The 22,474-nt window shown below is 64.2% G+C and carries 18 protein-coding genes and 1 pseudogene; 15 read left to right on the top strand and 4 right to left on the bottom strand.

The genetic code is table 11. The annotated features are described in order from the left end of the window. The first annotated feature begins 242 nt into the window (after window positions 1–242). The 4 genes and pseudogenes from tauA (at window position 243) to tauD (ending at window position 3,747) form a co-directional block, all read left to right on the top strand. Entirely contained in the window at window positions 243–1,214 is a 972-nt protein-coding gene (gene tauA, locus RR51_RS17580) for a taurine ABC transporter substrate-binding protein (protein ID WP_013970443.1), read from the top strand. A 27-nt stretch (window positions 1,215–1,241) separates the two neighbouring features. Beyond that, entirely contained in the window at window positions 1,242–2,030 is a 789-nt protein-coding gene (gene tauB / locus RR51_RS17585; protein WP_023660883.1) for a taurine ABC transporter ATP-binding subunit, read from the top strand. Beyond that, entirely contained in the window at window positions 2,027–2,866 is an 840-nt protein-coding gene (gene tauC / locus RR51_RS17590) for a taurine ABC transporter permease TauC (RefSeq protein WP_039614255.1), read from the top strand. Before tauB ends, tauC begins: the two co-directional genes overlap by 4 nt. Window positions 2,867–2,914: 48 nt before the next feature. Continuing rightward, window positions 2,915–3,747: pseudogene (gene tauD / locus RR51_RS17595) on the top strand (taurine dioxygenase). 126 nt (window positions 3,748–3,873) lie between these two features. Here the strand turns inward: tauD and betT are convergent. Both betT and epsC read right to left on the bottom strand, forming a co-directional pair. Then, on the bottom strand, window positions 3,874–5,835 hold the full coding sequence (gene betT, locus RR51_RS17600) for a choline transporter BetT (RefSeq protein WP_170929293.1): 1,962 nt from the start codon (window positions 5,833–5,835) through the stop codon (window positions 3,874–3,876). A 333-nt stretch (window positions 5,836–6,168) separates the two neighbouring features. Continuing rightward, entirely contained in the window at window positions 6,169–7,101 is a 933-nt protein-coding gene (gene epsC / locus RR51_RS17605; RefSeq protein WP_039614256.1) for a serine O-acetyltransferase EpsC, read from the bottom strand. Window positions 7,102–7,492: 391 nt separating this feature from the next. Between epsC and tcyJ the strand changes: the two genes are divergently transcribed. The 9 genes from tcyJ to RR51_RS17650 all read left to right on the top strand — a co-directional run bounded on the left by tcyJ (window position 7,493) and on the right by RR51_RS17650 (window position 16,534). Beyond that, window positions 7,493–8,287 (top strand): cystine ABC transporter substrate-binding protein, encoded by a 795-nt coding sequence (gene tcyJ, locus RR51_RS17610; protein WP_003257420.1) that lies wholly within the window; start codon window positions 7,493–7,495, stop codon window positions 8,285–8,287. Continuing rightward, window positions 8,284–8,952: a cystine ABC transporter permease gene (gene tcyL / locus RR51_RS17615; protein WP_003255849.1), complete on the top strand. Its 669-nt coding sequence runs from the start codon at window positions 8,284–8,286 to the stop codon at window positions 8,950–8,952. The genes tcyJ and tcyL overlap by 4 nt, the downstream gene beginning before the upstream one ends. A gap of 2 nt (window positions 8,953–8,954) precedes the next feature. Next, entirely contained in the window at window positions 8,955–9,713 is a 759-nt protein-coding gene (tcyN, locus tag RR51_RS17620) for an L-cystine ABC transporter ATP-binding protein TcyN (RefSeq protein ID WP_013970435.1), read from the top strand. Window positions 9,714–10,040: 327 nt separating this feature from the next. After that, a complete protein-coding gene (locus tag RR51_RS17625) occupies window positions 10,041–11,282 on the top strand; it encodes an SfnB family sulfur acquisition oxidoreductase (protein ID WP_039614257.1) in 1,242 nt (413 codons plus the stop codon). A 141-nt stretch (window positions 11,283–11,423) separates the two neighbouring features. After that, a complete protein-coding gene (locus RR51_RS17630; RefSeq protein WP_039614258.1) occupies window positions 11,424–12,605 on the top strand; it encodes an SfnB family sulfur acquisition oxidoreductase in 1,182 nt (393 codons plus the stop codon). Beyond that, a complete protein-coding gene (locus tag RR51_RS17635; protein ID WP_039614259.1) occupies window positions 12,605–13,996 on the top strand; it encodes an LLM class flavin-dependent oxidoreductase in 1,392 nt (463 codons plus the stop codon). Before RR51_RS17630 ends, RR51_RS17635 begins: the two co-directional genes overlap by 1 nt. Then, complete coding sequence (locus tag RR51_RS17640) at window positions 13,989–14,789, top strand: MetQ/NlpA family ABC transporter substrate-binding protein (RefSeq protein ID WP_039614260.1); 801 nt, start codon at window positions 13,989–13,991, stop codon at window positions 14,787–14,789. The genes RR51_RS17635 and RR51_RS17640 overlap by 8 nt, the downstream gene beginning before the upstream one ends. 1 nt (window position 14,790) lies before the next feature. Then, window positions 14,791–15,900: a methionine ABC transporter ATP-binding protein gene (locus tag RR51_RS17645; protein ID WP_039614261.1), complete on the top strand. Its 1,110-nt coding sequence runs from the start codon at window positions 14,791–14,793 to the stop codon at window positions 15,898–15,900. After that, a complete protein-coding gene (locus RR51_RS17650) occupies window positions 15,890–16,534 on the top strand; it encodes a methionine ABC transporter permease (protein WP_008096606.1) in 645 nt (214 codons plus the stop codon). Before RR51_RS17645 ends, RR51_RS17650 begins: the two co-directional genes overlap by 11 nt. Before the next feature lie 93 nt (window positions 16,535–16,627). On the opposite strand, the gene dibA is transcribed toward RR51_RS17650, so the two are convergent. Next, window positions 16,628–18,523: a phosphodiesterase DibA gene (dibA, locus tag RR51_RS17655; protein WP_039614262.1), complete on the bottom strand. Its 1,896-nt coding sequence runs from the start codon at window positions 18,521–18,523 to the stop codon at window positions 16,628–16,630. A 146-nt stretch (window positions 18,524–18,669) separates the two neighbouring features. Here dibA and desA point away from each other — a divergent pair, with 146 nt between their 5' ends. Next, window positions 18,670–19,854 carry a delta-9 fatty acid desaturase DesA gene (gene desA, locus RR51_RS17660; protein WP_039614263.1) on the top strand — a complete coding sequence of 395 codons (1,185 nt, stop codon included), beginning with the start codon at window positions 18,670–18,672 and terminating at the stop codon, window positions 19,852–19,854. A gap of 100 nt (window positions 19,855–19,954) precedes the next feature. Beyond that, window positions 19,955–20,983 carry a GGDEF domain-containing protein gene (locus tag RR51_RS17665; protein WP_039614264.1) on the top strand — a complete coding sequence of 343 codons (1,029 nt, stop codon included), beginning with the start codon at window positions 19,955–19,957 and terminating at the stop codon, window positions 20,981–20,983. Window positions 20,984–21,113: 130 nt separating this feature from the next. On the opposite strand, the gene RR51_RS17670 is transcribed toward RR51_RS17665, so the two are convergent. Continuing rightward, the gene (locus RR51_RS17670; RefSeq protein WP_039614265.1) at window positions 21,114–22,373 is read right to left on the bottom strand and encodes a response regulator; all 1,260 of its coding nucleotides are present in this window, start codon (window positions 22,371–22,373) and stop codon (window positions 21,114–21,116) included. Window positions 22,374–22,474: the final 101 nt, after the last annotated feature.

Here is a 22,474-nt window from a genome sequence, read left to right on the forward strand (position 1 = left end):
CATAACCAATAGTTATTTGCAAACGTTTGCTCATAACCTAATTCCGTATCGTTCTATCGGGACGAAAAAGCCTAGCAGCACTCTCGGATTTCACCATTGAGCGAAATCACAGCGTTTCCCTGTTAACGCGTCTCAAACCATTGGCTCCTAAGCTAATGCAAAAAAGTTATTTATTTTGCATTTCTTAGATCAATTAGCCTTCTCGTCATCCACCACACCGATTGCCTGACGAGAGGTTCACCATGATCCCGCACGCCCCGCTGCGCCTGTTCGCCGCCCTGACCCTCGCCAGCGCCAGCTGGTTGGCCCAGGCTGCTGATCTGACCGTGGCCTACCAGACCACCGTCGACCCGGCCAAGGTGGCGCAGGTCGATGGCGATTACGAAAAAGCCAGCAAGGCCAGCATCGACTGGCGCAAATTCGATAACGGCGCCGACGTGATCACCGCCGTAGCCAGCGGCGATGTGCAGATCGGCTACCTGGGCTCCAGCCCGCTGGCCGCCGCAGCCTCCCGCAAGCTGCCGGTCGAGACCTTCCTGATCGCCACGCAGATTGGCGCCGGTGAAGCACTGGTCGCCCGCGACAGCATCAAGACTCCGCAAGACCTGGTCGGCAAGAAAGTCGCCGTGCCTTTCGTCTCCACCGGCCACTACAGCCTGCTGGCCGCGCTGAAGAGCTGGAACATCGACCCGGCCAAGGTGCAGATCCTCAACCTGGCGCCACCGGCAATCATTGCCGCCTGGAAGCGCGGCGACATCGATGCCACCTACGTCTGGGACCCGGCCCTGGGTGTGGCCAAGGAAAACGGCAAGGTGCTGATCACCTCCGGTGAGCTGGCCGAGAAAGGCGCACCGACCTTCGACGCATGGATCGTGCGCAAGGACTTCGCCGCCAAGCACCCCGACGTGGTCAAGGCCTTCGCCAAGGTCACCCTCGACGCCTACGCCGACTACCGCAAGAACCCGCAAGCCTGGCTGGCAAACCCCGACAACGTAAGCAAGCTGGCCAAACTGTCGGGCGCCAAGCCTGCCGACATCCCGGTGCTGCTGCAGGGCAACGTGTACCCACTGGCCGTCGACCAGGCCAATGCACTGGGCGCATCGACCACCCAGGCGCTGACCGACACGGCCACCTTCCTCAAGCAGCAAGGCAAGGTCGACGCGGTGCTGCCGGACTACTCGCCCTACGTCAGCGCCAAGTACCTCCCCAACTAAGCCTGTAGAAACCGACCGGAGCCTGCCATGGCCTTGCTCGAACTGGAGCGCATCAGCGCACAGTACCCCGGTGCCGAAACCCCGGTACTGGCCGACATCAACCTTAGCCTGGGGCCGCGCCAACTGCTGGTGGCCCTGGGTCCTTCCGGCAGTGGCAAGACCTCGCTGCTCAACCTCATCGCAGGCTTCGTCGCCCCCAGCGGCGGGCGCATCACCCTGGACGGCGTGCCCGTCCAGGGCCCCGGCGCCGAGCGCGGCGTAGTGTTCCAGGACGATGCGCTGCTGCCCTGGCAGAACGTGCTGGGCAACGTCGCATTCGGCCTGGAACTGGCCGGCGTGCCACGCGCCGAGCGTGAGGCCAAGGCCCGCGAAATGCTGGCCCTGGTCGACCTCGACGGCTTTGGCGAACGGCGTATCTGGCAATTGTCCGGTGGCCAGAAGCAGCGTGTTGGCCTGGCCCGGGCGTTGGCAGCCGATCCACGAGTGTTGCTGATGGACGAACCGTTCGGCGCACTTGATGCCTTCACCCGCGAGCAGATGCAGGAGTTGTTGCTGCAGGTATGGCAACGCACCGCCAAGCCGGTGTTCCTGATTACCCACGACATCGAAGAAGCCGTGTTCCTCGCCAGTGAACTGGTACTGCTGGCGCCCAACCCGGGGCGCGTGGTGGAGCGCCTGCAACTGGACTTCGGCCAGCGCTACGCAGCGGGTGAATCGGCGCGGGCTATCAAGTCCGACCCGGCTTTTATCGAAACCCGCGAGCACGTACTTGCGCGGGTGTTCTCTCAACGCCAAAGCCTGCAGGAGCGCGCATGAGCAGCCTGGACCTGCCGGTCACCGGCAAGCGCAATACCCAACCCCGGCCAGCCACCAAGCTGCGCCGCCCCCTGCCCACCCGCTGGATCAGCACCCTGACCCTGGCCAGCCTGCTGTTGGCCTGGTGGCTGGTGACCGCGGCCGGCTGGATCGAGCCGCTATTCCTGCCCTCGCCCGCCGACATCCTGGCCAAGGCCGGGACCCTGCTGACCCAAGGCTATATGGATGCCAGCCTGTGGCAGCACCTGGGTGCCAGCCTGGGGCGCATCGGCGTGGCCCTGCTTGCCGCCACCCTCACCGCTATCCCGGTGGGTATCGCCATCGGCTATAACCGCGTGGCCCGCGGCATTCTCGACCCGCTGATCGAGTTCTACAGGCCGATCCCGCCGCTGGCCTACCTGCCGCTGATCGTCATCTGGTGCGGCATCGGCGAGCTGTCCAAGGTGCTGCTGATCTACCTGGCAATCTTCGCTCCTATCGCCATTGCCACTGCCACCGGCGTGCGCACGGTCGACCCGGCCAAGCTGCGTGCAGCGCAGTCGCTCGGCGCGACCAAGGTCCAGCTGATCCGCCACGTGATCCTGCCCAGCGCCCTGCCCGACATCCTCACCGGCATCCGCATTGGCCTGGGGGTTGGCTGGTCGACCCTGGTGGCCGCCGAGCTGATCGCCGCCACCAGCGGCCTGGGCTTCATGGTGCAGTCGGCGGCGCAGTTCCTGGTTACCGATGTGGTGGTGCTGGGGATTTTGCTGATCGCCCTGATCGCCTTCGCACTGGAAATGAGCCTGCGTGCCCTGCAACGCAAACTGGTGCCTTGGCACGGGCAGAGCCACTGAATCCTGTTGACCACGCCAGCAGCCTGGCGCCTGATTGAAGAGACCGACATGAGCCTGACCATCACCCCCTCAGCCCGGCGCTCGGCGCCCAGATCAGCGGCGTGGACATCAGCCGCGATATCACCGTCGAAGAACGGGACGCCATCGAGCAGGCGCTGCTGCAGCACCAGGTGCTGTTCTTCCGCGACCAGCCGATCAACCCGCAGCAGCAGGCGCGGTTTGCCGCCCGCTTCGGCGACCTGCACATCCACCCGATCTACCCCAACGTGCCGGAAACCCCGCAGGTGCTTATCCTCGACACGGCGGTGACCGATGTGCGCGACAACGCCGTATGGCACACCGATGTGACCTTCCTGCCGACCCCGGCCCTGGGCGCGGTACTCAGCGCCAAGCAGTTGCCGGCCTACGGCGGCGACACCCTTTGGGCCAGCGGCATCGCTGCCTTCGAAGCCTTGTCGGCGCCGCTGCGCGAGATGCTCGACGGGCTGACCGCCACCCATGACTTCACCAAGTCGTTCCCGCTGGAGCGCTTTGGTACCACGCCGGAAGACCTGGCGCGCTGGGAAGCAACCCGGCGCAACAACCCGCCGCTGTCACACCCGGTGGTGCGCACGCATCCGGTGAGCGGGCGCAAGGCGCTGTTCGTCAATGAGGGGTTCACCACGCGCATCAATGAGCTGGGCGAACTGGAAAGCGAGGCACTGTTGAAATTGCTGTTCGCCCATGCGACGCGGCCGGAGTTCAGCATTCGCTGGCGGTGGCAGGAGAATGACGTGGCGTTCTGGGACAACCGCGTGACCCAGCATTTTGCGGTGGATGACTACCGGCCGAACCGGCGGGTGATGCATCGGGCGACCATCCTCGGGGATGCGCCCTTCTGATAGAGATGCATCAGCAGTGCCGGCCTCTTCGCGGGTAAACCCGCTCCCACAGGTACCGAACCGGTATTGAAGCCAGTGTTATACCTGTGGGAGCGGGTTTACCCGCGAAGAGGCCGGTACAGGTTACTACCTGACCAGATGCAGGTACTGCATGTGCCGTTCGTACTGGTCGAGGATGTCGTTGATGATCTGCTCCTTGCTGTAGCCGACCAGGTCATAGTTCTGGCTGCCTTCGCTCAGGTGCACCTCCGCCCGGTAGTAACGGCGGTTCTTCAACTCTTGCGTACCCAGCCCACCCAAGGCGAACGATGGCGTGAAGTAACCACGCATCTGCACCTGGTAAATGAACGGCTGTTCCTCGCCATGGCCAATCTTCAGGCTGACGTTGTCGTGGCTCGGGTCGTCCTGGGTAATCAGCACCAGGCCCTTCTGCTCGAACACTTCACGCACATCGGCAATTGCCGGGCGCACCACGTCGTCCATGAAGCGGTACACCTCATCTCGCGACGGGAAGTGCACCGCCTGGCTCAGGCGCTGGCGCCAGCCGCCACGGCCGCGGCGTGACTGGGCGAACGGGGCCAGCGAATGCATCTGTGCGATCTGCCGTTGCGACTCCAGGTAGAACGCCTTGTGCAGCCCCCACATCATGCACAGCAGGATCAGCGAGAACGGCAATGAGGTCAGCACCACCGCCGACTTCAGCGAGTCGATGCTGCCGGCGAACAGCAGCGCGCTGGTGATCAGCGCGGTCATCGCCCCCCAGAAGATACGCAGCCAGTTCGGCCCATCCTCGTCCGCATCACCGCCCTTGGCCGACAAGGTCGACAGCACCACGGTGCCCGAGTCGGCCGAGGTGACGAAGAACACAAAACTGATGAACACCGTCATGGCGATCACCGTCTTGCTCCAGGGGTAGGTCTCCAGCAGCAGGTACAGGCTCATCGACGGGTTATCCAGCGCCGACTGGCCCAACGCGGTCATGCCGTGGTTGATGACTTGGTCCAGGGCACTGTTGCCGAAGATCGACATCCACGCCAAGGTGAAGCCCAGCGGAATCAACAGCACACCAAAGACGAATTCGCGGATGGTGCGGCCACGGGAGATGCGGGCGATGAACAGGCCCACGAACGGCGCCCAGGCAATCCACCAGGCCCAGTAGAACACCGTCCAGCCGCCCAGCCAGTCACGGTTCTCGCCGTAGGCATAGACGTCGAAGCTCTTGCGCGGCAAGGCACCCAGGTAGTCGCCGAGGTTCTGGATCAGCGTGTTGAACAGGTGCTGGGTAGGCCCGGCGAACAACACGAACAGCAACAGCGCGCAGGCCAGGAACAGGTTGATGTCGCTCATCACCCGCACGCCCTTCTCCACCCCGGCGACCGCCACGGCCACCGCAGCGCCCATCATCAGGGTGATGAGCAGCACTTGCACCCACTGGCTGTGGTCGATGCCGAACAGGTAGTCGAGGCCGGCGTTCAGGTGCAGCACGCCAAAACCCATGTCGGCGCCCAGGCCGAACACCGTGGCGATGATGCCGAAACCGTCCACCGCATAACCGATTGGCCCGTTGATGCGCTTGCCGATCAACGGGTACAACGCCGAACGCAGGGCCAGCGGCAGGTTGTGCCGATAGGCGAAGTAGGCCAGGGCCATGCCGACGAAGGCGAACACCCCCCAGCCATGCAGGCCCCAGTGCAGGAACAGGATCTGCATCGCCTGGCGCCCGGCCTCGGCCGTGCCCGCTTCGCCCTGGGGCGGCTGCAGCATGTGGGTCAGGGGTTCGGACACGCAGAAGAAGAACAAGGTGATGCTGATGCCGGCGGCGAACAGCATGCCGGCCCACGACAGGTAGCTGAACTCGGGTTCGTCGTGGTCGGCACCGAGCTTGATCTTGCCGTAGCCGGACAAGGCGGTGACCACCACGAAGACCAGGTACAGCGTCATCGCCAGCATGTAGTACCAGCCGACCGTGTTGGCCGCCCAGTTCTGCGCCGCCAGCAACCAGTCGCCTGCTGCTTGCGGATAGGAAATGACCACGAGGCCGAAGATGAGGATGAAACTTGCCGCGAAATAGAACACCGGGGGGTTCATGCGGATCTTGCCATTGGCAAGGGAAGGGGTCGGTGCACTCATCGGGGGCGCACCTCGTCGAATGACGTAAGGCTCGGAATGAACGGGTTCAGCAAAGGAATCCTCCTGTTGAACACCGGCAGCGGACCAGCGTTTTTTCATTGAACAAGCGTTCAAGTTAAACATGGATCGGATTTCAATGCGAATTGGGGCGCTGATTGGTGCCCTCCTGCACGGGCCTCTTCGCGGGTAAACCCGCTCCTACAGGTACTGCACAAGATTCAAGATCTGTGGGGTCCCTGTGGGAGCGGGTTTACCCGCGAAAGGGCCGGTACAGGCCAAGGAAATGCCAGATCAGTTCTTGTCCTGGCAATCCAGCTGAAGGTTGGCCTGGGTAATGTTGCTTTCGGCCGGCACACTGCGGGTCAGCCACACATTACCGCCAATGGTCGAGCCTTTGCCGATGGTGATCCGCCCCAGCACCGTGGCCCCCGCATAGATCACCACATCGTCCTCGACGATCGGGTGGCGCGGCAGGCCCTTGTGCAGGGTGCCCGATTCATCGCTGGGGAAGCGCTTGGCGCCCAGGGTCACCGCCTGGTAGATGCGCACACGCTCGCCGATGATCGCGGTTTCGCCAATCACCACGCCGGTACCATGGTCGATGAAGAAGCTCGGGCCAATTTGCGCCCCGGGGTGAATGTCGATCCCAGTGGCCGAATGCGCCAGCTCCGAGCTGATGCGCGCCAGCAGCGGCAGGCCGGCCTGGTACAGATGGTGCGCCAGGCGATGGTGGATGATCGCCAGGATACCCGGGTAGCACAGCAGCACTTCATCGACACTGCGCGCAGCCGGGTCGCCGTGATAGGCGGCCAGCACGTCTGTGTCCAGCAGCACGCGCAGGCCCGGCAGGGCGGCGGCGAATCCCTGCACCAGGCTCAGCGCATGGGCATCGACGCCGGCCAGTTCGCCCTTGCTTTGTCGTGCGGCGTAGCGCAGCTCCAGGCGGGCCTGGGCCAGCAGGGCGGTCAGGGCGGCATCCAGCGTATGGCCGACGTAGAAGTCTTCGCTTTCTTCGCGCAGGTCGACCGGGCCAAGGCGCATGGGGAACAGTGCGCCGCACAGTTGCTCCAGGATGTGCCGCATCGCCTCGCGCGAAGGCAGCTCACGCCCGCCCTGCTCGCCGCTGCTGCGGCCATTGCGGGTGCGCCATTGTTCACGGGCGCCGCGCAGGCCGGTGACGATGCTCTGCAACTGCCAGTGCCCGGATGAAGGTTGTTCGCTCACGGTTTTCTCCTGCCTGAAGAGGCCAACTATTTTTATCGCCAGGCCAGGCCTCTTCGCGGGTAAACCCGCTCCTACAGGGACTGCACAGGTTTCGATGCCTGTGCGGTCTCTGTAGGAGCGGGTTTACCCGCGAAGAGGCCGGAACTGCCTACATGCAATTCACTCTACGGCAAATCCATCCCTTGGAAAAAACAACGCTTTATTCCATCCTGCGCTAAGTCAGGCATAAGCCGCGATGACGGAGCAGGCAACCTCGCCTACCCTCAATGCAGCCAGCACCTGGCAAAAACCAAAAAGGAAATAACAAAATAATTTTTTAGTATTTCCTGGCCTAAGCAGCCGACCCTATAGTCGCCACCCACTACTTACACAACAAGCGCGGGGCTCTGAAATGTCGAAATTCGCCAAACCGCTACTCAACGCCAGCCTGGCACTCCTGCTGGGTGCCGGCCTGCTCGGCCAGGCCTTCGCTGGCGAGCAGCTGAAGACCATCCAGGAAAAAGGCGTGATCAACGTCGGTCTCGAAGGCACCTACCCACCGTTCAGCTTCCAGGACGAAAACGGCAAGCTGACCGGCTTCGAAGTGGAACTGTCCGAACTGCTGGCCAAGGAGCTGGGGGTAAAGGCCAAGGTGCAGCCGACCAAGTGGGACGGCATCCTCGCCGCACTGGAATCCAAGCGCCTGGACGTGGTGATCAACCAGGTGACCATTTCCGAAGAGCGCAAGAAGAAGTATGACTTCTCCGAGCCTTACACCATCTCCGGCATCCAGGCGCTGATCCTGAAGAAGAAGGCCGAGCAACTGAACATCCACAAGGCCGCCGACCTGGCAGGCAAGAAGGTCGGTGTAGGCCTGGGCACCAACTACGAGCAATGGGTCAAGAAGGACGTGCCGCAAGCCGATGTGCGCACCTATGAAGACGACCCGAGCAAGTTCGCCGACCTGCGCAACGGCCGCATCGACGCCATCCTGATCGACCGCCTGGCCGCGCTGGAATACGCGCAAAAAGCCAAGGACACCGAACTGGCCGGCGATGCCTTCTCGCGCCTGGAAAGCGGCGTGGCCCTGCGCAAGGGTGAACCGGAACTGCTGGCAGCGATCAACAAGGCGCTGGACAAGCTCAAGGCTGACGGCACGCTGGCCAAGCTGTCCGAGAAATACTTCGGTGCCGATGTCACCAAATGATCGCTGAAAGCCTGCAACTCGTTGTCGACTCCGCGCCCTTCCTGCTGAAGGGCGCGGGCTATACAGTGCTGCTCAGTGTTGGCGGCATGTTCTTCGGCCTGGTGCTGGGCTTTGCCCTGGCACTGATGCGGTTGTCGAAGATATTGCCCCTGAACTGGCTGGCGCGGGTCTACGTGTCGTTCTTCCGCGGCACGCCGCTGCTGGTGCAGCTGTTCGTCATCTACTTCGGCATGCCGCAGATCGGCATCGAACTCGACCCGATCCCGGCTTCGCTGATCGGCCTGTCGCTGAACATGGCCGCCTACATCTGCGAAATCCTGCGCGCGGCGATTTCCTCGATCGACCGTGGCCAGTGGGAAGCCGCCGCCAGTATCGGCATGACCCGCGTCCAGGCCATGCGCCGGGCGATCCTGCCCCAGGCCTTGCGCACCGCACTGCCGCCGTTGGGCAACAGCTTCATCTCGCTGGTCAAGGACACTGCCCTGGCGGCAACCATCCAGGTGCCCGAGCTGTTCCGCCAGGCCCAGCTGATCACCGCACGCACCTTCGAAGTGTTCACCATGTACGTGGCGGTGGCGGTCATCTACTGGGTGCTGTGCAGCATCCTCGCGCACTTCCAGAACCGCATGGAAGCGCGAGTCAACCAGCATGACCAGGAGCATTGAGCATGATTGAAGTCAAAGGCCTGACCAAGCGGTTCAAAGGCCAGACCGTGCTCAACGGTATCGACCTGACCGTACAACCCGGCGAAGTGGTGGCCATCATCGGCCCCAGCGGCTCGGGCAAGACAACCTTCCTGCGTTGCCTGAACCTGCTGGAAACACCCGATGCCGGGCAGATCCAGATTGGCGATATCAGCATCGACGCCAACCGCCCGCTGGGTGGGCAGCAAAGTGCGATTCGCCGCTTGCGCCAGCAGGCCGGGTTCGTGTTCCAGAACTTCAACCTGTTCCCTCATCGCACCGCCCTGGAAAACGTGATCGAGGGGCCGGTGATCGTCAAGAAGACACCCCGCGAGCAGGCGATCGAACTGGGCCGGCGCCTGCTGGCCAAGGTCGGCTTGGCCGGCAAGGAAGACGCCTACCCGCGGCGCCTGTCCGGTGGCCAGCAGCAACGGGTGGCCATCGCCCGCGCCTTGGCAATGGAGCCGGAGGTGATCCTGTTCGACGAGCCGACCTCGGCGCTGGACCCCGAACTGGTGGGTGAAGTGCTGGCGACCATCCGCGGCCTGGCCGAGGAGAAGCGCACCATGATCATCGTTACCCACGAGATGAGCTTTGCCCGGGATGTGGCGAACCGGGTGATCTTCTTCGACAAGGGCGTGATCGTGGAGCAGGGCGAGGCCAAGGCGCTGTTTGCGGCGCCGAAGGAAGAGCGTACCCGGCAGTTCTTGCGCAAGTTCCTGGGGACTGCTGCCTCCGAGTAAACCTGTTGCGGCCTTTTCGCGGGCACGCCCGCTCCCACAGGTGTGGCACCGATTTCAAGATCTGTGCTGTACCTGTGGGAGCGGGCGTGCCCGCGAAGAGGCCGGCACATCCGCAGCAAAATCCCCCTTCTATACATATTCCAAAGAGTTAGTTCATAATCTTTTTATAAAGCATTAGGGTATATAAACCGGACCACCGGACCAGCACACATCTGTCGCGATCAGCTGTTAGCGACATAATTCATTTGCGAGGTCAGGAATGGTCAGGATCACGATCACCCCAGTGCGGAACGCCAGGGCATTGAGTGCAGCCAAGGAGCGGTACTGATGTCCAGCCAACCCGATACCCAATTCCACAGCGATCTCGACAGCTCGCCCCTGCTGCTGCCGGCCAAGGTTCTACGCAACGACGCCGAAGCCTTGCAAGCAGCCCGCGAACTGGCCGAGGTCGCCCGCGAGCAGGCCGCCCGCCGCGACCAGCAACGCAAACTGCCATGGGCCGAGATCGAACTGTTCACCCGCAGCGGCCTTGGCAGCATCAGCGTACCCAAGGCACATGGCGGCCCGGAGGTGTCGTTCGAGACCGTGGCTGAAGTGTTCCGCCTCATCAGCGCCGCCGACCCGGCCCTGGGGCAAATCCCGCAGAACCAGTTCGGCATGCTGCAACTGCTGCGCCTGACTGCCACCGAGGCGCAGCAGGCGGTGATCTTCCGCAGCGTGCTCGATGGCTGGCGCATCGGCAATGCAGGCCCCGAACGCGGCACCAAGGACACCCTGACCCTCAAGGCCAGGATCACCCGCGTCGGCGACAGCTATCGCATCAGCGGCGAGAAGTTCTATTCCACCGGTGCCCTGTTCGCCCACTGGGTGGCGGTCAAGGCACTGGACGACGAAGGTCGCCAGCGCCTGGCATTCGTCCGCCGAGGCAGCCCGGGGCTGCGCATCGTCGATGACTGGTCCGGTTTCGGGCAGCGCACCACTGCAAGCGGCACCGTGCTGCTCGACCAGGTCCCGGTGGATGCCGACCTGGTGATCGACAACTGGCGCCAGCGCGACATTCCCAACATCCAGGGCGCTGCCTCGCAGCTGATCCAGGCGGCGATCGATGCTGGCATTGCCGAAGCAGCGATCGAGGACGCCATCAGCTTCGTGCGCGAAAAGGCCCGGCCATGGATCGAAGCCAAGGTCGACCGCGCCAGCGACGACCCTTACGTAATCGCCGACATCGGCCGCCTGAAGCTCGAGCTGCACGCCGCCGAAGCCCTGCTGCGCAAGGCCGCGCGGGTCCTCGACGAGGTCAACGCCGAGCCGATCGATGCAGCAAGCGCAGCGCGGGCCTCGATCGCTGTGGCCGAGGCCAAGGTACTGACCACCGAGATTGCCCTGCAGGCCAGCGAAAAGCTGTTCGAGCTGGCCGGTAGCCGCGCCACCCTCGCGGAGTTCAACCTCGACCGCCACTGGCGCAATGCCCGGGTGCACACCCTGCATGACCCGGTGCGCTGGAAGTACCACGCGGTTGGCGCTTACCACCTCAACGGCACCTTGCCTGCACGGCATTCCTGGATCTGACTTGCTGCCTTTGGGGCTGCTACGCAGCCCTTCGCGGGCTCGCCCGCTCCCACAGGATTACCAGCGCCTGAACAGGCATCACTTTACCTGTGGGAGCGGGCGAGCCCGCGAAGGGCCGCGCAGCGGCCCCCGGAGAACACCATGACTACAAACATCATAACCAGCGACACCCAGGCCCTGAACGTCGCCGAGGAAGTCGCCCGACACCTGCGCCGCGACAGCGCCCTGCGCGACCGCGAGCGCCGTCTGCCGCACGCCGAACTGGAACTGTTCACTCGCTCCGGCCTGTGGGCCATCAGCGTACCCAAGGCCTTCGGCGGCGCCGGCGTGTCCAACGTCACCCTGGCCAAGGTCATCGCCCGCATCGCCCAGGCTGACGGCTCGCTCGGGCAAATCCCGCAAAACCATTTCTACGGCCTGGAAGTGCTGCGGGTAAACGGCACACCCGAACAGCAACAGCGCCTGTACGCCGAAGTACTGGCCGGCAGCCGCTTCGGCAATGCCCTGGCCGAACTGGGCACCAAGACCGCCAACGACCGCACCACGCGCCTGTCCCGCGACGGCGATGGTTTTCGCATCAACGGCCGCAAGTTCTACTCCACCGGCGCCATCTACGCCCAGCGCATTCCCACCTCGGTGGTCGATGAACAGGGCGTGCAGCACCTGGCCTTCGTCCCGGCCGACAGCCAGGGCCTGCAGGTGATCGACGACTGGAGCGGCTTCGGCCAGCGCACCACCGGCAGTGGCTCGGTGGTATTCGACAACGTGTACGTCAGCGCCGCCGACGTGGTGCCGTTCCAGAGCGCCTTCGAACGCCCCACCCCGGTCGGCCCGCTGGCGCAGATCCTTCATGCCGCCATCGACACCGGCATCGCCCGCGCCGCATACGAAGATGCCCTGCACTTCGTGCGCACCCGCAGCCGCCCCTGGGTAGACTCCGGCCTGGACAAGGCCAGCGATGACCCACTGACGCTGAAGAGTTTCGGCCATCTGGCGATCCGTCTGCACGCCGCCGAAGCCTTGCTGGAGCGCGCGGGCGAATATCTGGACCGCGCCCGCGACGACAGCACTGCCGACAACGTGGCCGCCGCGTCCATCGCGGTGGCCGAGGCCCGCGCCATCAGCACCGAGATTTCCCTCGCGGCCGGCACCACCCTGTTCGAACTGGGCGGCAGCCAGGCCACCCTGGCCGAACACAACCTTGACCGCCACTGGCGCAACGCCCGCGTGCACACCCTGCACGACCCGGTGCGCTGGAAGTACCACGCCATCGGCAACTACTACCTCAATGATGCCAACCCACCACGCCGGGGGACCATCTGATGGCCAAGCAGATCCTGCTCAATGCTTTCAACATGAACTGCATCGGGCACATCAACCACGGCCTGTGGACCCACCCACGAGACACCTCGACCCAGTACAAGACCCTGGACTACTGGACCAGCCTGGCGCGGCTGCTGGAGCGCGGCTTGTTCGACGGGCTTTTCATCGCCGACATCGTCGGCACCTACGACATCTACGGCCAGTCGCTGGACGTCACCCTCAAGGAGTCGATCCAGCTGCCGGTCAACGACCCGCTGCTGCTGGTCTCGGCCATGGCCGCCGTCACCCGCCACCTGGGCTTCGGCCTTACCGCCAACCTCACCTACGAAGCGCCGTACCTGTTCGCCAGGCGCCTTTCCACCCTGGACCACCTGAGCCATGGCCGGGTAGGCTGGAACATCGTCACCGGCTACCTCGACAGCGCCGCCCGGGCCATGGGCCTGGCGCAGCAACCCGAGCATGACCGCCGCTACGACCAAGCCGACGAGTACCTGCAGGTGCTGTACAAGCTGCTGGAAGGCAGTTGGGCCGACGATGCCGTGGTCGCCGACCGCCAGCAGCGCGTCTATGCCAGGCCCGACAAGGTGCGCAAGGTCAACCACCAGGGCGAGTTCTACAAGGTCGACGGCTACCACTTGTGCGAGCCCTCGCCGCAACGTACTCCGGTACTGTTCCAGGCCGGCAGCTCGCAGCGTGGCCTGGCCTTCGCCGGCAACCACGCCGAATGCGTGTTCATCAGTGGCCAGGACAAGGCCGCCACCCGCGCCCAGGTCGACAAGGTGCGCGCCGCCGCCCAAGCCGCTGGCCGCGACCCGCAAGCGGTCAAGGTGTTCATGGGCATCACGGTGATCGTCGCCGCCACCGAGCAGCAGGCCCAGGCCAAGCATGCCGAGTACCTGCGCCATGCCAGCGCCGAGGCCGGGGTCGCGCACTTCGCAGCGTCCACCGGCATCGACTTCGCCGCCTACGCCCTGGACGAGCCGATTGCCTTCAGCCAGGGCAACGCCATCCAGTCGGCCACGCGCCAGTTGCAGGACAACGCCTGGACCCGCCGGCGCCTGCTGCAGCAGCACGCCCTGGGTGGCCGTTACGTGACCCTGGTCGGTGCGCCCGAGCAGGTGGCCGAACAGCTGATCGCCTGGGTCGATGAAACCGGCCTGGACGGTTTCAACCTGACCCGCACCGTAACCCCGGAAAGCTTCGAGGACTTCATCGACCTGGTCATCCCGCAGTTGCAACAGCGTGGCCGCTACAAGACCGCCTACGCCGAAGGCACCCTGCGCGAGAAACTGTTCCAGGCCGACCACCCGCATTTGCCCGCCGACCACCCTGGCTCGGCTTACCGCTTTACCTCTACCCCTGCCCCGACTGGAGCCCTGCACCATGCTTGAAAAACTGTTCCGGCCCGTCGCGGCCATTGCCCTCACCCTCGGCCTGTCCGCCAGCGCGCTGGCTGCCGAACCGCTGAAGATCGGCACCACCTCGGCCTTTGCCATCCCGCTGGAAGCCGCAGTGGAAGAAGCGCACAAGCAAGGTCTGGAAGTGAAGCTGGTCGAGTTCAGCGACTGGATCGCACCCAACGTCAGCCTAAACAGCGGCGACATCGACGCGAACTACTTCCAGCACATCCCGTTCCTGGAAAACGCCAAGGCAGCCGCAGGCTTCAACCTGGTGCCCTACGCCCCGGGCATCATCAACAACGTCGGCCTGTACTCGAAAAAGTACAAGAGCTTCGCCGACCTGCCCGAAGGCGCCAGCGTGGCCATCGCCAACGACCCGATCAACAGCGGCCGTGGCCTGCAGCTGCTGGCCAAGGCCGGGCTGATCACCCTCAAGCCGGGGGTCGGCTACAAGGCCACCGAGGACGATATCGTCGCCAACCCGAAAAAACTGAAGATCCTTCAGGTCGAGGCCGTACAGCTGGTTCGCGCCTATGACGACGCCGACCTGGTGCAGGGCTACCCGGCCTACATCCGCCTGGCCAACAGTTTCGACGCCGGCTCCGCACTACTGTTCGACGGCCTGGAGAACAAGGAATACGTGATCCAGTTCGTCATTCGACCGCAAAGCAAGGACGACCCACGCCTGGCCAAGTTCGTCGACATCTACCAGCACTCGCCAGTGGTGCGCGCAGCCTTGGACAAAGCCCACGGCAAGCTCTACCAAGCCGGTTGGGAGGGCTGACATGAGCCAGGCCAGCGCGCTGCGGGCGCCCACCGCACAACCACTGCCCCAAACGGCCAGGGAGCAGGCTTTGCGCCCGGAGGTCAATGAAGCCCATGTGCGCTTCATCGGCCTGGGCAAGACCTACCCGGGCCAGGCGCAACCGGCCTTGCAAGGCATCGACCTGAACATCCGCCATGGCGAGATCTTCGGCATCATCGGCCGCAGCGGCGCCGGCAAGTCATCGCTGCTGCGTACCATCAACCGCCTGGAGCAACCCACCCAGGGGCGGGTGCTGATCGACCAGGTGGACATCGCGCCCTTCGACGAGGAGCACCTGGTAGCCCTGCGCCGGCGTATCGGCATGATTTTCCAGCACTTCAACCTGATGTCGGCCAAGACCGTGTGGCAGAACGTCGAGCTGCCCCTCAAGGTGGCCGGCGTGGCCAAGGCCGAACGCCAGCGCAAGGTACGCGAACTGCTGGAGCTGGTGGGCCTGCGGGAAAAGCACCACGTGTACCCGGCGCAGCTGTCCGGCGGGCAGAAGCAGCGCGTGGGCATTGCCAGGGCGTTGGTGCATGACCCCGAGATCCTGCTGTGCGACGAGGCCACCTCGGCGCTGGACCCGGAGACCACTGCTTCCATTCTCGAACTGCTGCGCGACATCAACCAGCGCCTGGGCCTGACCATCGTGCTGATCACCCACGAGATGGCGGTAATCCGCGATATCTGCCACCGGGTAGTGGTGCTTGAACGTGGAGAAGTGGTCGAGCAGGGTGAGGTCTGGCGGGTGTTTGGCTCACCACGCCACGAAGTCACCCGTACCCTGCTGGCACCGTTGCAAGCCAGGTTGCCAGCCGCGCTGCAAGCCAGCCTGCGGGCCAGCCCGGCAAGCCGCGACAGTGCCGTGGTGCTGAGGCTGACCCTGCTCGGCGAGCCCGAACTGTCTGCCCTGTTCAACGAACTTGGCGGCCGCGTGCGCCTGCTGCAGGGCGGTGTGGAAACCATTGGCGAGCATGCCCTGGGGCAGCTGATCCTGTCGGTGCAGCACTCACCGCACGACACCCATCAATTGCTGGAGCGTGCCCGCCGCTGGGCCGAGGACGTGGAGGTACTGGGCCATGTGGTTTGATCGCCTGCTGGAAGGTTTGCTCGATACCCTGCTGATGGTCGGCGTGTCGTCGCTGATCGCCCTGCTGGTTGGCGTACCGATGGCGGTGCTGCTGGTCACCAGCGACAAGGGTGGGATCTTCGAGGCGCCGCTGCTGAACCGGGTGCTGGGTGCATTCGTCAACCTGTTCCGCTCGATCCCGTTCCTGATCCTGATGGTCGCGCTGATCCCTTTCACCCGCTTGGTAGTGGGTACCACGTATGGCGTGTGGGCGGCAGTGGTGCCACTGACCATTGCCGCCACGCCGTTCTTCGCGCGGATTGCCGAGGTCAGCCTGCGCGAAGTCGACCACGGCCTGGTGGAGGCTGCACAGGCCATGGGCTGCCGGCGCTGGCACATCGTCTGGCACGTGCTGCTGCCCGAGGCGCTGCCGGGAATTGTCGGGGGCTTCACCATTACCCTGGTGACCCTGATCAACTCCTCGGCAATGGCCGGAGCGATCGGTGCCGGGGGACTGGGGGACATCGCCTACCGCTATGGTTACCAGCGCTTCGACAGCCAGATCATGCTGACCGTGATTGCCATGCTGGTGGCGTTGGTGGCGTTGATCCAGTTGGGTGGAGACCGGTTGGCGAAAGGCTTGAACAAGCGCTGAAGTCTTCGCGGGCACGCCCGCTCCCACAGGTACTGCACAGGGCTTGAATACAACGATATCCCTGCGGGAGCGGGCATGCCCGCGAAGGGGCCTTCAACCCCAGCGAAGATCCCCGGCAGGCACCGGCCGCCCGAACCAGTACCCCTGCCCAAGCTGACACAGCTCATGCAGCAGGAAGCTGGCCTGCTCGGCCTGCTCGATGCCCTCTGCATGCACTTGCATGCCCATGCTGCGGGCCAGGGCGATGATCACCCGAACGATCGCGATGTCGTCCTCATCCAGCGGCAACCCGGCAACGAAGCCTTGGTCGATCTTCAGCTTCTGCACCGGCAAGCGCTTGAGCCGCAGCAGCGATGAATATCCGGTGCCAAAGTCGTCGATAGCCAAGGTCACCCCCAGCTCGCGCAGGCGATGCAACTGCTCCAGCGCCACCTCCGGGTCCTCCATCACCGCGCTCTCGGTCACCTCCAGCTCCAGCAAGGCCGGGGCCAGGCCGGTTTCGTCCAGCACCTCGGCCACCTGCTGGTACAACTCGTGCTGGCCAAACAGGCGGCTGGAGATGTTCACCGCCACGAATGCCAACTGCCGCCCTTCACCCTGCCATCGCACCATCTGCCGACACGCCTGGCGCAGTACCCAGGCGTCGATCTCGGCAATCAGCCCGGTACGCTCGGCAATCGGGATGAACTCGCCCGGTGGCACCAGGCCGCGCTGAGGGTGCTGCCAACGCACCAAGGCTTCGACGCCGACCTGGCGGCCGGTCGCCAGGTCGTGCACCGGCTGGTAGAACACCCGCAGCTCGTCCTGCTCCAAGGCTCGGCGCAGCTCGCCGGCGGTTTCGACCCGGTGTTGGGCGTGAGCGGTCAGTTCTTCGGTGTACAGCGCATAGCAGGCCCGCCCATTGCTCTTGGCCTTGTACAACGCCGAGTCGGCATTGCGCAGCAACTGCTCGGCACTCAAGGCATCGCTGGGAAACAGGCTGATGCCCACGCTGACGCTGATGAACAGGCGGTGACCGTCGAACTGGAACGGCTCGCGCATGCGCTCGATGATGCCCTGCGCCAGCTTGCCCGCCTGGCCAACCTCATGGCAGTTTTCCGCCAGCACGCCAAATTCGTCGCCCCCCAGGCGCGCCAAGGTCACGCCGCTGCGCAGCACCTCTGCCAGGCGCTCGCCCACCAGCTTCAGCAACTGGTCGCCAATGGTGTGGCCGAGGCCGTCGTTGATGCTCTGGAAATGGTCCAGGTCCAGCAACAGCAGGGCACAACCACGCTTGTTGGCCTGGGCTGCGGCCAGCGCTTGCTCGACCCGGTCGTTGAACAGCAGGCGGTTGGGCAGGCCCGTCAGCGGGTCATGGTGGGCCAGGTAGGCCAGCTCCTGTTCAGAATGCTTGATCGCGCTGATGTCGCTGAACACCGCCACGTAATGGCTGAGCTCGCCTTGATCGTCGCGGATGGCGCAAATGGTCTGCCATTGCGGGTAGATTTCACCGCTCTTGCGCCGGTTCCATATTTCGCCGCTCCACTCGCCCTTTTCCGCCAGAGTGGCGAAAATCTGCTGGTAGAACGCCAGGCCATGGCGGCCCGACTTGAACTTGTTCGGGCGCTGGCCGATGACCTCGTCCTGCTGGTAGCCGGTGATACGCATGAAGGCACGGTTGACGTGCACGATCAGGCCATGGCGGTCGGTCACCAGCACGCCTTCGAGGGTGCTGTCGAACACTGCCGCAGCCATGCGCAGGCGTTCACGGTCTTCACCACGCATACGCGCGCCAACACCGATGAAGTCAAGCAGCCGCACCCGCGACACATAGATCAGAAAGGCGCTGAGCAGCACCCAGACCACCACGTTGATCTGCCGGCCCACGGTCAGTGCCAGGGGGTCGTCGGTCATGCCGTGCAACACCACCTCGGCCAGCGTCAGCCAGAGGATCGAGAGCACCACATACAGCGCAGCCATGCGCAAGGCGTCGCGAACGGAAACAGACATGTCGGGTGCAATTGCCCATGAAAAATGATGGGGCATTATAAAGGCTGAAACATGTCGTGACTTCCTATCTGAACGGGTGACTGCATTTATTTCCTGCACAAGGGATAATCAGCCCCTCCTCCTGCATTCCGAGGGTATTTACACCTATGTGGTACAACGGCCTGCTCGACTTGTCGGCCTGGCAACTGGTCGGCATTACCCTGCTGATGACCCACGTGACCATCGTCAGCGTCACGGTCTACCTGCACCGTTACTCCGCGCACCGGGCCCTGGAGCTAAATGGCGCGCTCAAGCACTTCTTCCGTTTCTGGCTGTGGCTGACCACGGCGCAGAACACCCGCGAATGGACTGCCGTCCACCGCAAGCACCACGCCAAATGCGAAACCCCCGACGACCCGCACAGCCCGCTGTACAAGGGCCTGGGCACGGTGCTGCGCAAGGGTGCCGAGCTTTACCGGGAAGAGGCGCGCAACCCCGAAACCCTGCGCATCTATGGCAAGAACTGCCCGGACGACTGGATCGAGCGCAACCTCTACTCACGCTACAAGCTGGGCGGCATCGCGCTGATGGCGGTGATCGACCTGCTGCTGTTCGGCACCATCGGCATCACCATCTGGGCAGTGCAGATGATGTGGATTCCGTTCTGGGCCGCCGGCGTGGTCAATGGCCTGGGCCACGCTCTCGGCTACCGCAACTTCGAGTGCCGCGACGCCGCGACCAACCTGGTGCCGTGGGGCATCGTCATCGGTGGCGAAGAGCTGCACAACAACCACCACACCTACCCCAACTCGGCCAAGCTGTCGGTCAAGCGCTGGGAGTTCGACATGGGTTGGGCGTGGATCCGCCTGTTCTGCCTGCTGCGCCTGGCCAAGGTACAGCGCGTGGCGCCCATCGCCCACCGGGTGGCAGGCAAGGCCAGCCTGGACATGGACACCGCCATGGCCATCCTCAACAACCGCTTCCAGATCATGGCCCAGTACCGCAAGCTGGTGATCGGCCCGCTGGTCAAGCAGGAGCTGGCCCGTGTCGATGCTTCGCTGCGTCACCACTTCCGCCGCGCCAAGCGCCTGTTGTCGCGCGAGACCAGCCTGCTGGAAGACCGTCACCATGTGCGCATCGAGTCGATGCTCGCCCACAGCCAGGCGCTGAAGACCATTTACGAAAAACGCCTGGCCCTGCAGCAGATCTGGGCGCGCACCAGCGCCAACGGCCACGACATGCTGGCCGCCATGAAGGACTGGGTACACGAGGCGGAAACCAGCGGCATCCACGCCCTGCGGGACTTCGCGGCACAGCTGAAGACGTACTCCCTGCGCCCGACCGGCGCCTGACCGCCGTTGATCGGCACGCCCCTTTGGCTGGGCGTGCCGCCCGGAACTTCGCCCTCTCGTTTACACTCATATCTGGCACATCGCCCGCGTGGCGGGCCAGATGCTGGCCGCACGCTTTCACGCCGAGATCTGCTCCGTGCACATGGCCAAGAACATTCCGACGACACTGCCCGGCACCCCGCCTCCGGAAGCCGCCCAGACCTTGCTTGCGCTGCTCCACGCCCAAGGCGAGGTTGCCCGCCTGAGCGAGCGCGAACAGCTGTTCAGCTCGCTGCTCGACAGCGTCAATGCGGTGCTATGGGCCTTCGACTGGGAAACCCGTCAGGTGCTGTACGTCAGCCCCGCCTACGAACGCATCTTCGGCCGCCCGGCCAGCCTGGTGCTGGCCGACTACAACGAGTGGCGCGATAGCATCTACCCCGACGACCTGGAGTTCGCCGAGCGCAGCCTGGCCCAGGTACTGCTCAAGGGCTCGGTGGAAGACCGCGAGTACCGCATCCTCAATGCCGACGGCCAGCTGCGCTGGCTGAGCGACAAGTGCTACATCAACCAGCAACGCGATGGCGACCGGGTGATCATCGTCGGCATCGCAGAAGACATCACCGAGAAGAAGCAGCTCGAAGGTGAACTGCAGCGCCTGGCCACCACCGACGTGCTGACCCAGAGCAGCAACCGCCGGCACTTTTTCGAATGCGCCCAGCAAGCCTTCGACAGCGCCCGCGAAGACGGTACACCACTGGCCTTCCTGCTGCTGGACATCGACGACTTCAAGCGCATCAACGACAGCTACGGTCACCAGGAAGGCGACCAGGTGCTGCAGCAGATCGCCGACAGCGGCAAGGCCGTGCTACGCCGAGGTGACCTGTTCGGGCGCATTGGTGGCGAGGAGTTCGCGGCAGTGTTCCCCGGCTGTAGTGCCCAGGTCGCGGAGCAGATTGCCGAGCGCTTGCAGCGGCAGATCCAGCGGCTGAGCTTCAGCCATGGGGAGCAGACCTACGGGGTGACGGTGAGCCAGGGGGTGACCGGGCTGACTGACGAGGATGTGGCGCTGGACAGCCTGTATGCCCGGGCCGATGCGGCGATGTACCAGGCCAAGCGGCAGGGCAAGAACCAGATCGTCCGCGGCTGAGCTCTGGGGGTGCTCTGCACCCCAATCGCCGGCAAGCCAGCTCCCACAGGTACGGCGCAATACTCCAGCCTTGTGCAGTACCTGTGGGAGCTGGCTTGCCGCCGATGGGCCGCAAAGCGGCCCCAAAATCTCAGCTGGAAACCTCGGCCTCAGCCACCGGCGGCTCTTCCTGCGGCTTCACCTCCGGGTTCTCCACCTTACGCAACCGCCTCAGCTCCGGCAGGCCAAGCTTGAGCAGGCGCGCCGTCTTGCTGCTGGCCACCTTCTCCAGCCCCTGCTCGGCCGACAGCCGCGACAACTGCCCGGCCAGGTTCATGGCCAGGATCTCCCGCGAGTAAACCCCGCCGCCCAGCTGGTATATCGCCGCGATCAACTCGCGCAAGCCCAGGGGCAACCGCCAGCGCGTACGCAGCGCCGAGCCGAACGCCGCACCGAACTCATTGAGCGACAGCTGCACCTGGTCCTCATCCAGCTCGCCCCCGGCCAGCCGCCATTCCTGCAGGCAGCGCAGCACCGCCAGGTCGCCCAGGCAATGCAGCAACCCCGCGCAATAACAACGCCCTTCGTCCAGCTCGAGCATGCGTGCCAAGGTGCGGCCATATTCGGCAGCGTGCAGCGACAACTCCCAGTAGCGGGCAGCATGCTCCGCCAGCAGCGGGTCGCTGAGGCGAGCGCTGCGCTTGAGGGTCATGCCAAGGATCAGGTTCATGCTCTGGGTGCTGCCAAGCTTGTTCAAGGCCTGCAGCAGCGTCTGCACTGGTGCTTCGCGGTGCAGCGCTGCGCTGTTGGCCGCCGCAATCAGCACAGCGGTGATCTGCGGGTCGCCCTGCACTTCCTCTTCGAGCACTCTCAGGTTCAGGCCCTGGGGGTTGAGCGCGCGCTTGATCGCCACCTGCACATCGGCCAGCAGCGGCCCGCCATCGGCGGTAGCGCGACGCTGCTCGAGGTAGGCCGGCAGGCTGGCACCTGGCTGCAAGGCCGGCACCGGGCAGGCGATTTCTTCGCCAACCGCCAGCAGCAGCTCTTCCAGGCGCTTGCGAAGAGTTTCCAGGTTCAGCGGCTTGCTCAGGTAGGCAGTGGGGTGCAGGGGCAACGCCTCATGCACACTGGCACTGTCAATGCGGTTGCTCATGAGGATGAACGGCAACCTCGAGCCTTTGGCGCGTACCTTGCGCAACAGGTCGAGCCCATCGACACCTGCCAGTTCGCGCGCGGCAATGATCAGGTCGGGCTTGCTCGACAGCGCGCTCAAGGCCTGCGAGCCGTCGGCGCAGAGCTGCAGGCGGGCATCACAGCGCACGCTCAGCAGCATTTCGCTGAGCATGTCACGTACCCAGGGGTCGCCCTCGACAATAAGTACGCTTGGTGGGGTGGGGTCTGTAGCGTTCATCGCCAACTCCTGAATAGCCCTGCCACACAGTCCGTCGCAGCTTCCTGAGCAAATCCTCCGACAACGATAGCGCCCCAAGGCTTTCCTGGGCACAAAAAAAA

Source organism: Pseudomonas sp. C5pp (assembly GCF_000814065.1).
In the GTDB taxonomy this organism is placed as follows: domain Bacteria; phylum Pseudomonadota; class Gammaproteobacteria; order Pseudomonadales; family Pseudomonadaceae; genus Aquipseudomonas; species Aquipseudomonas asiatica.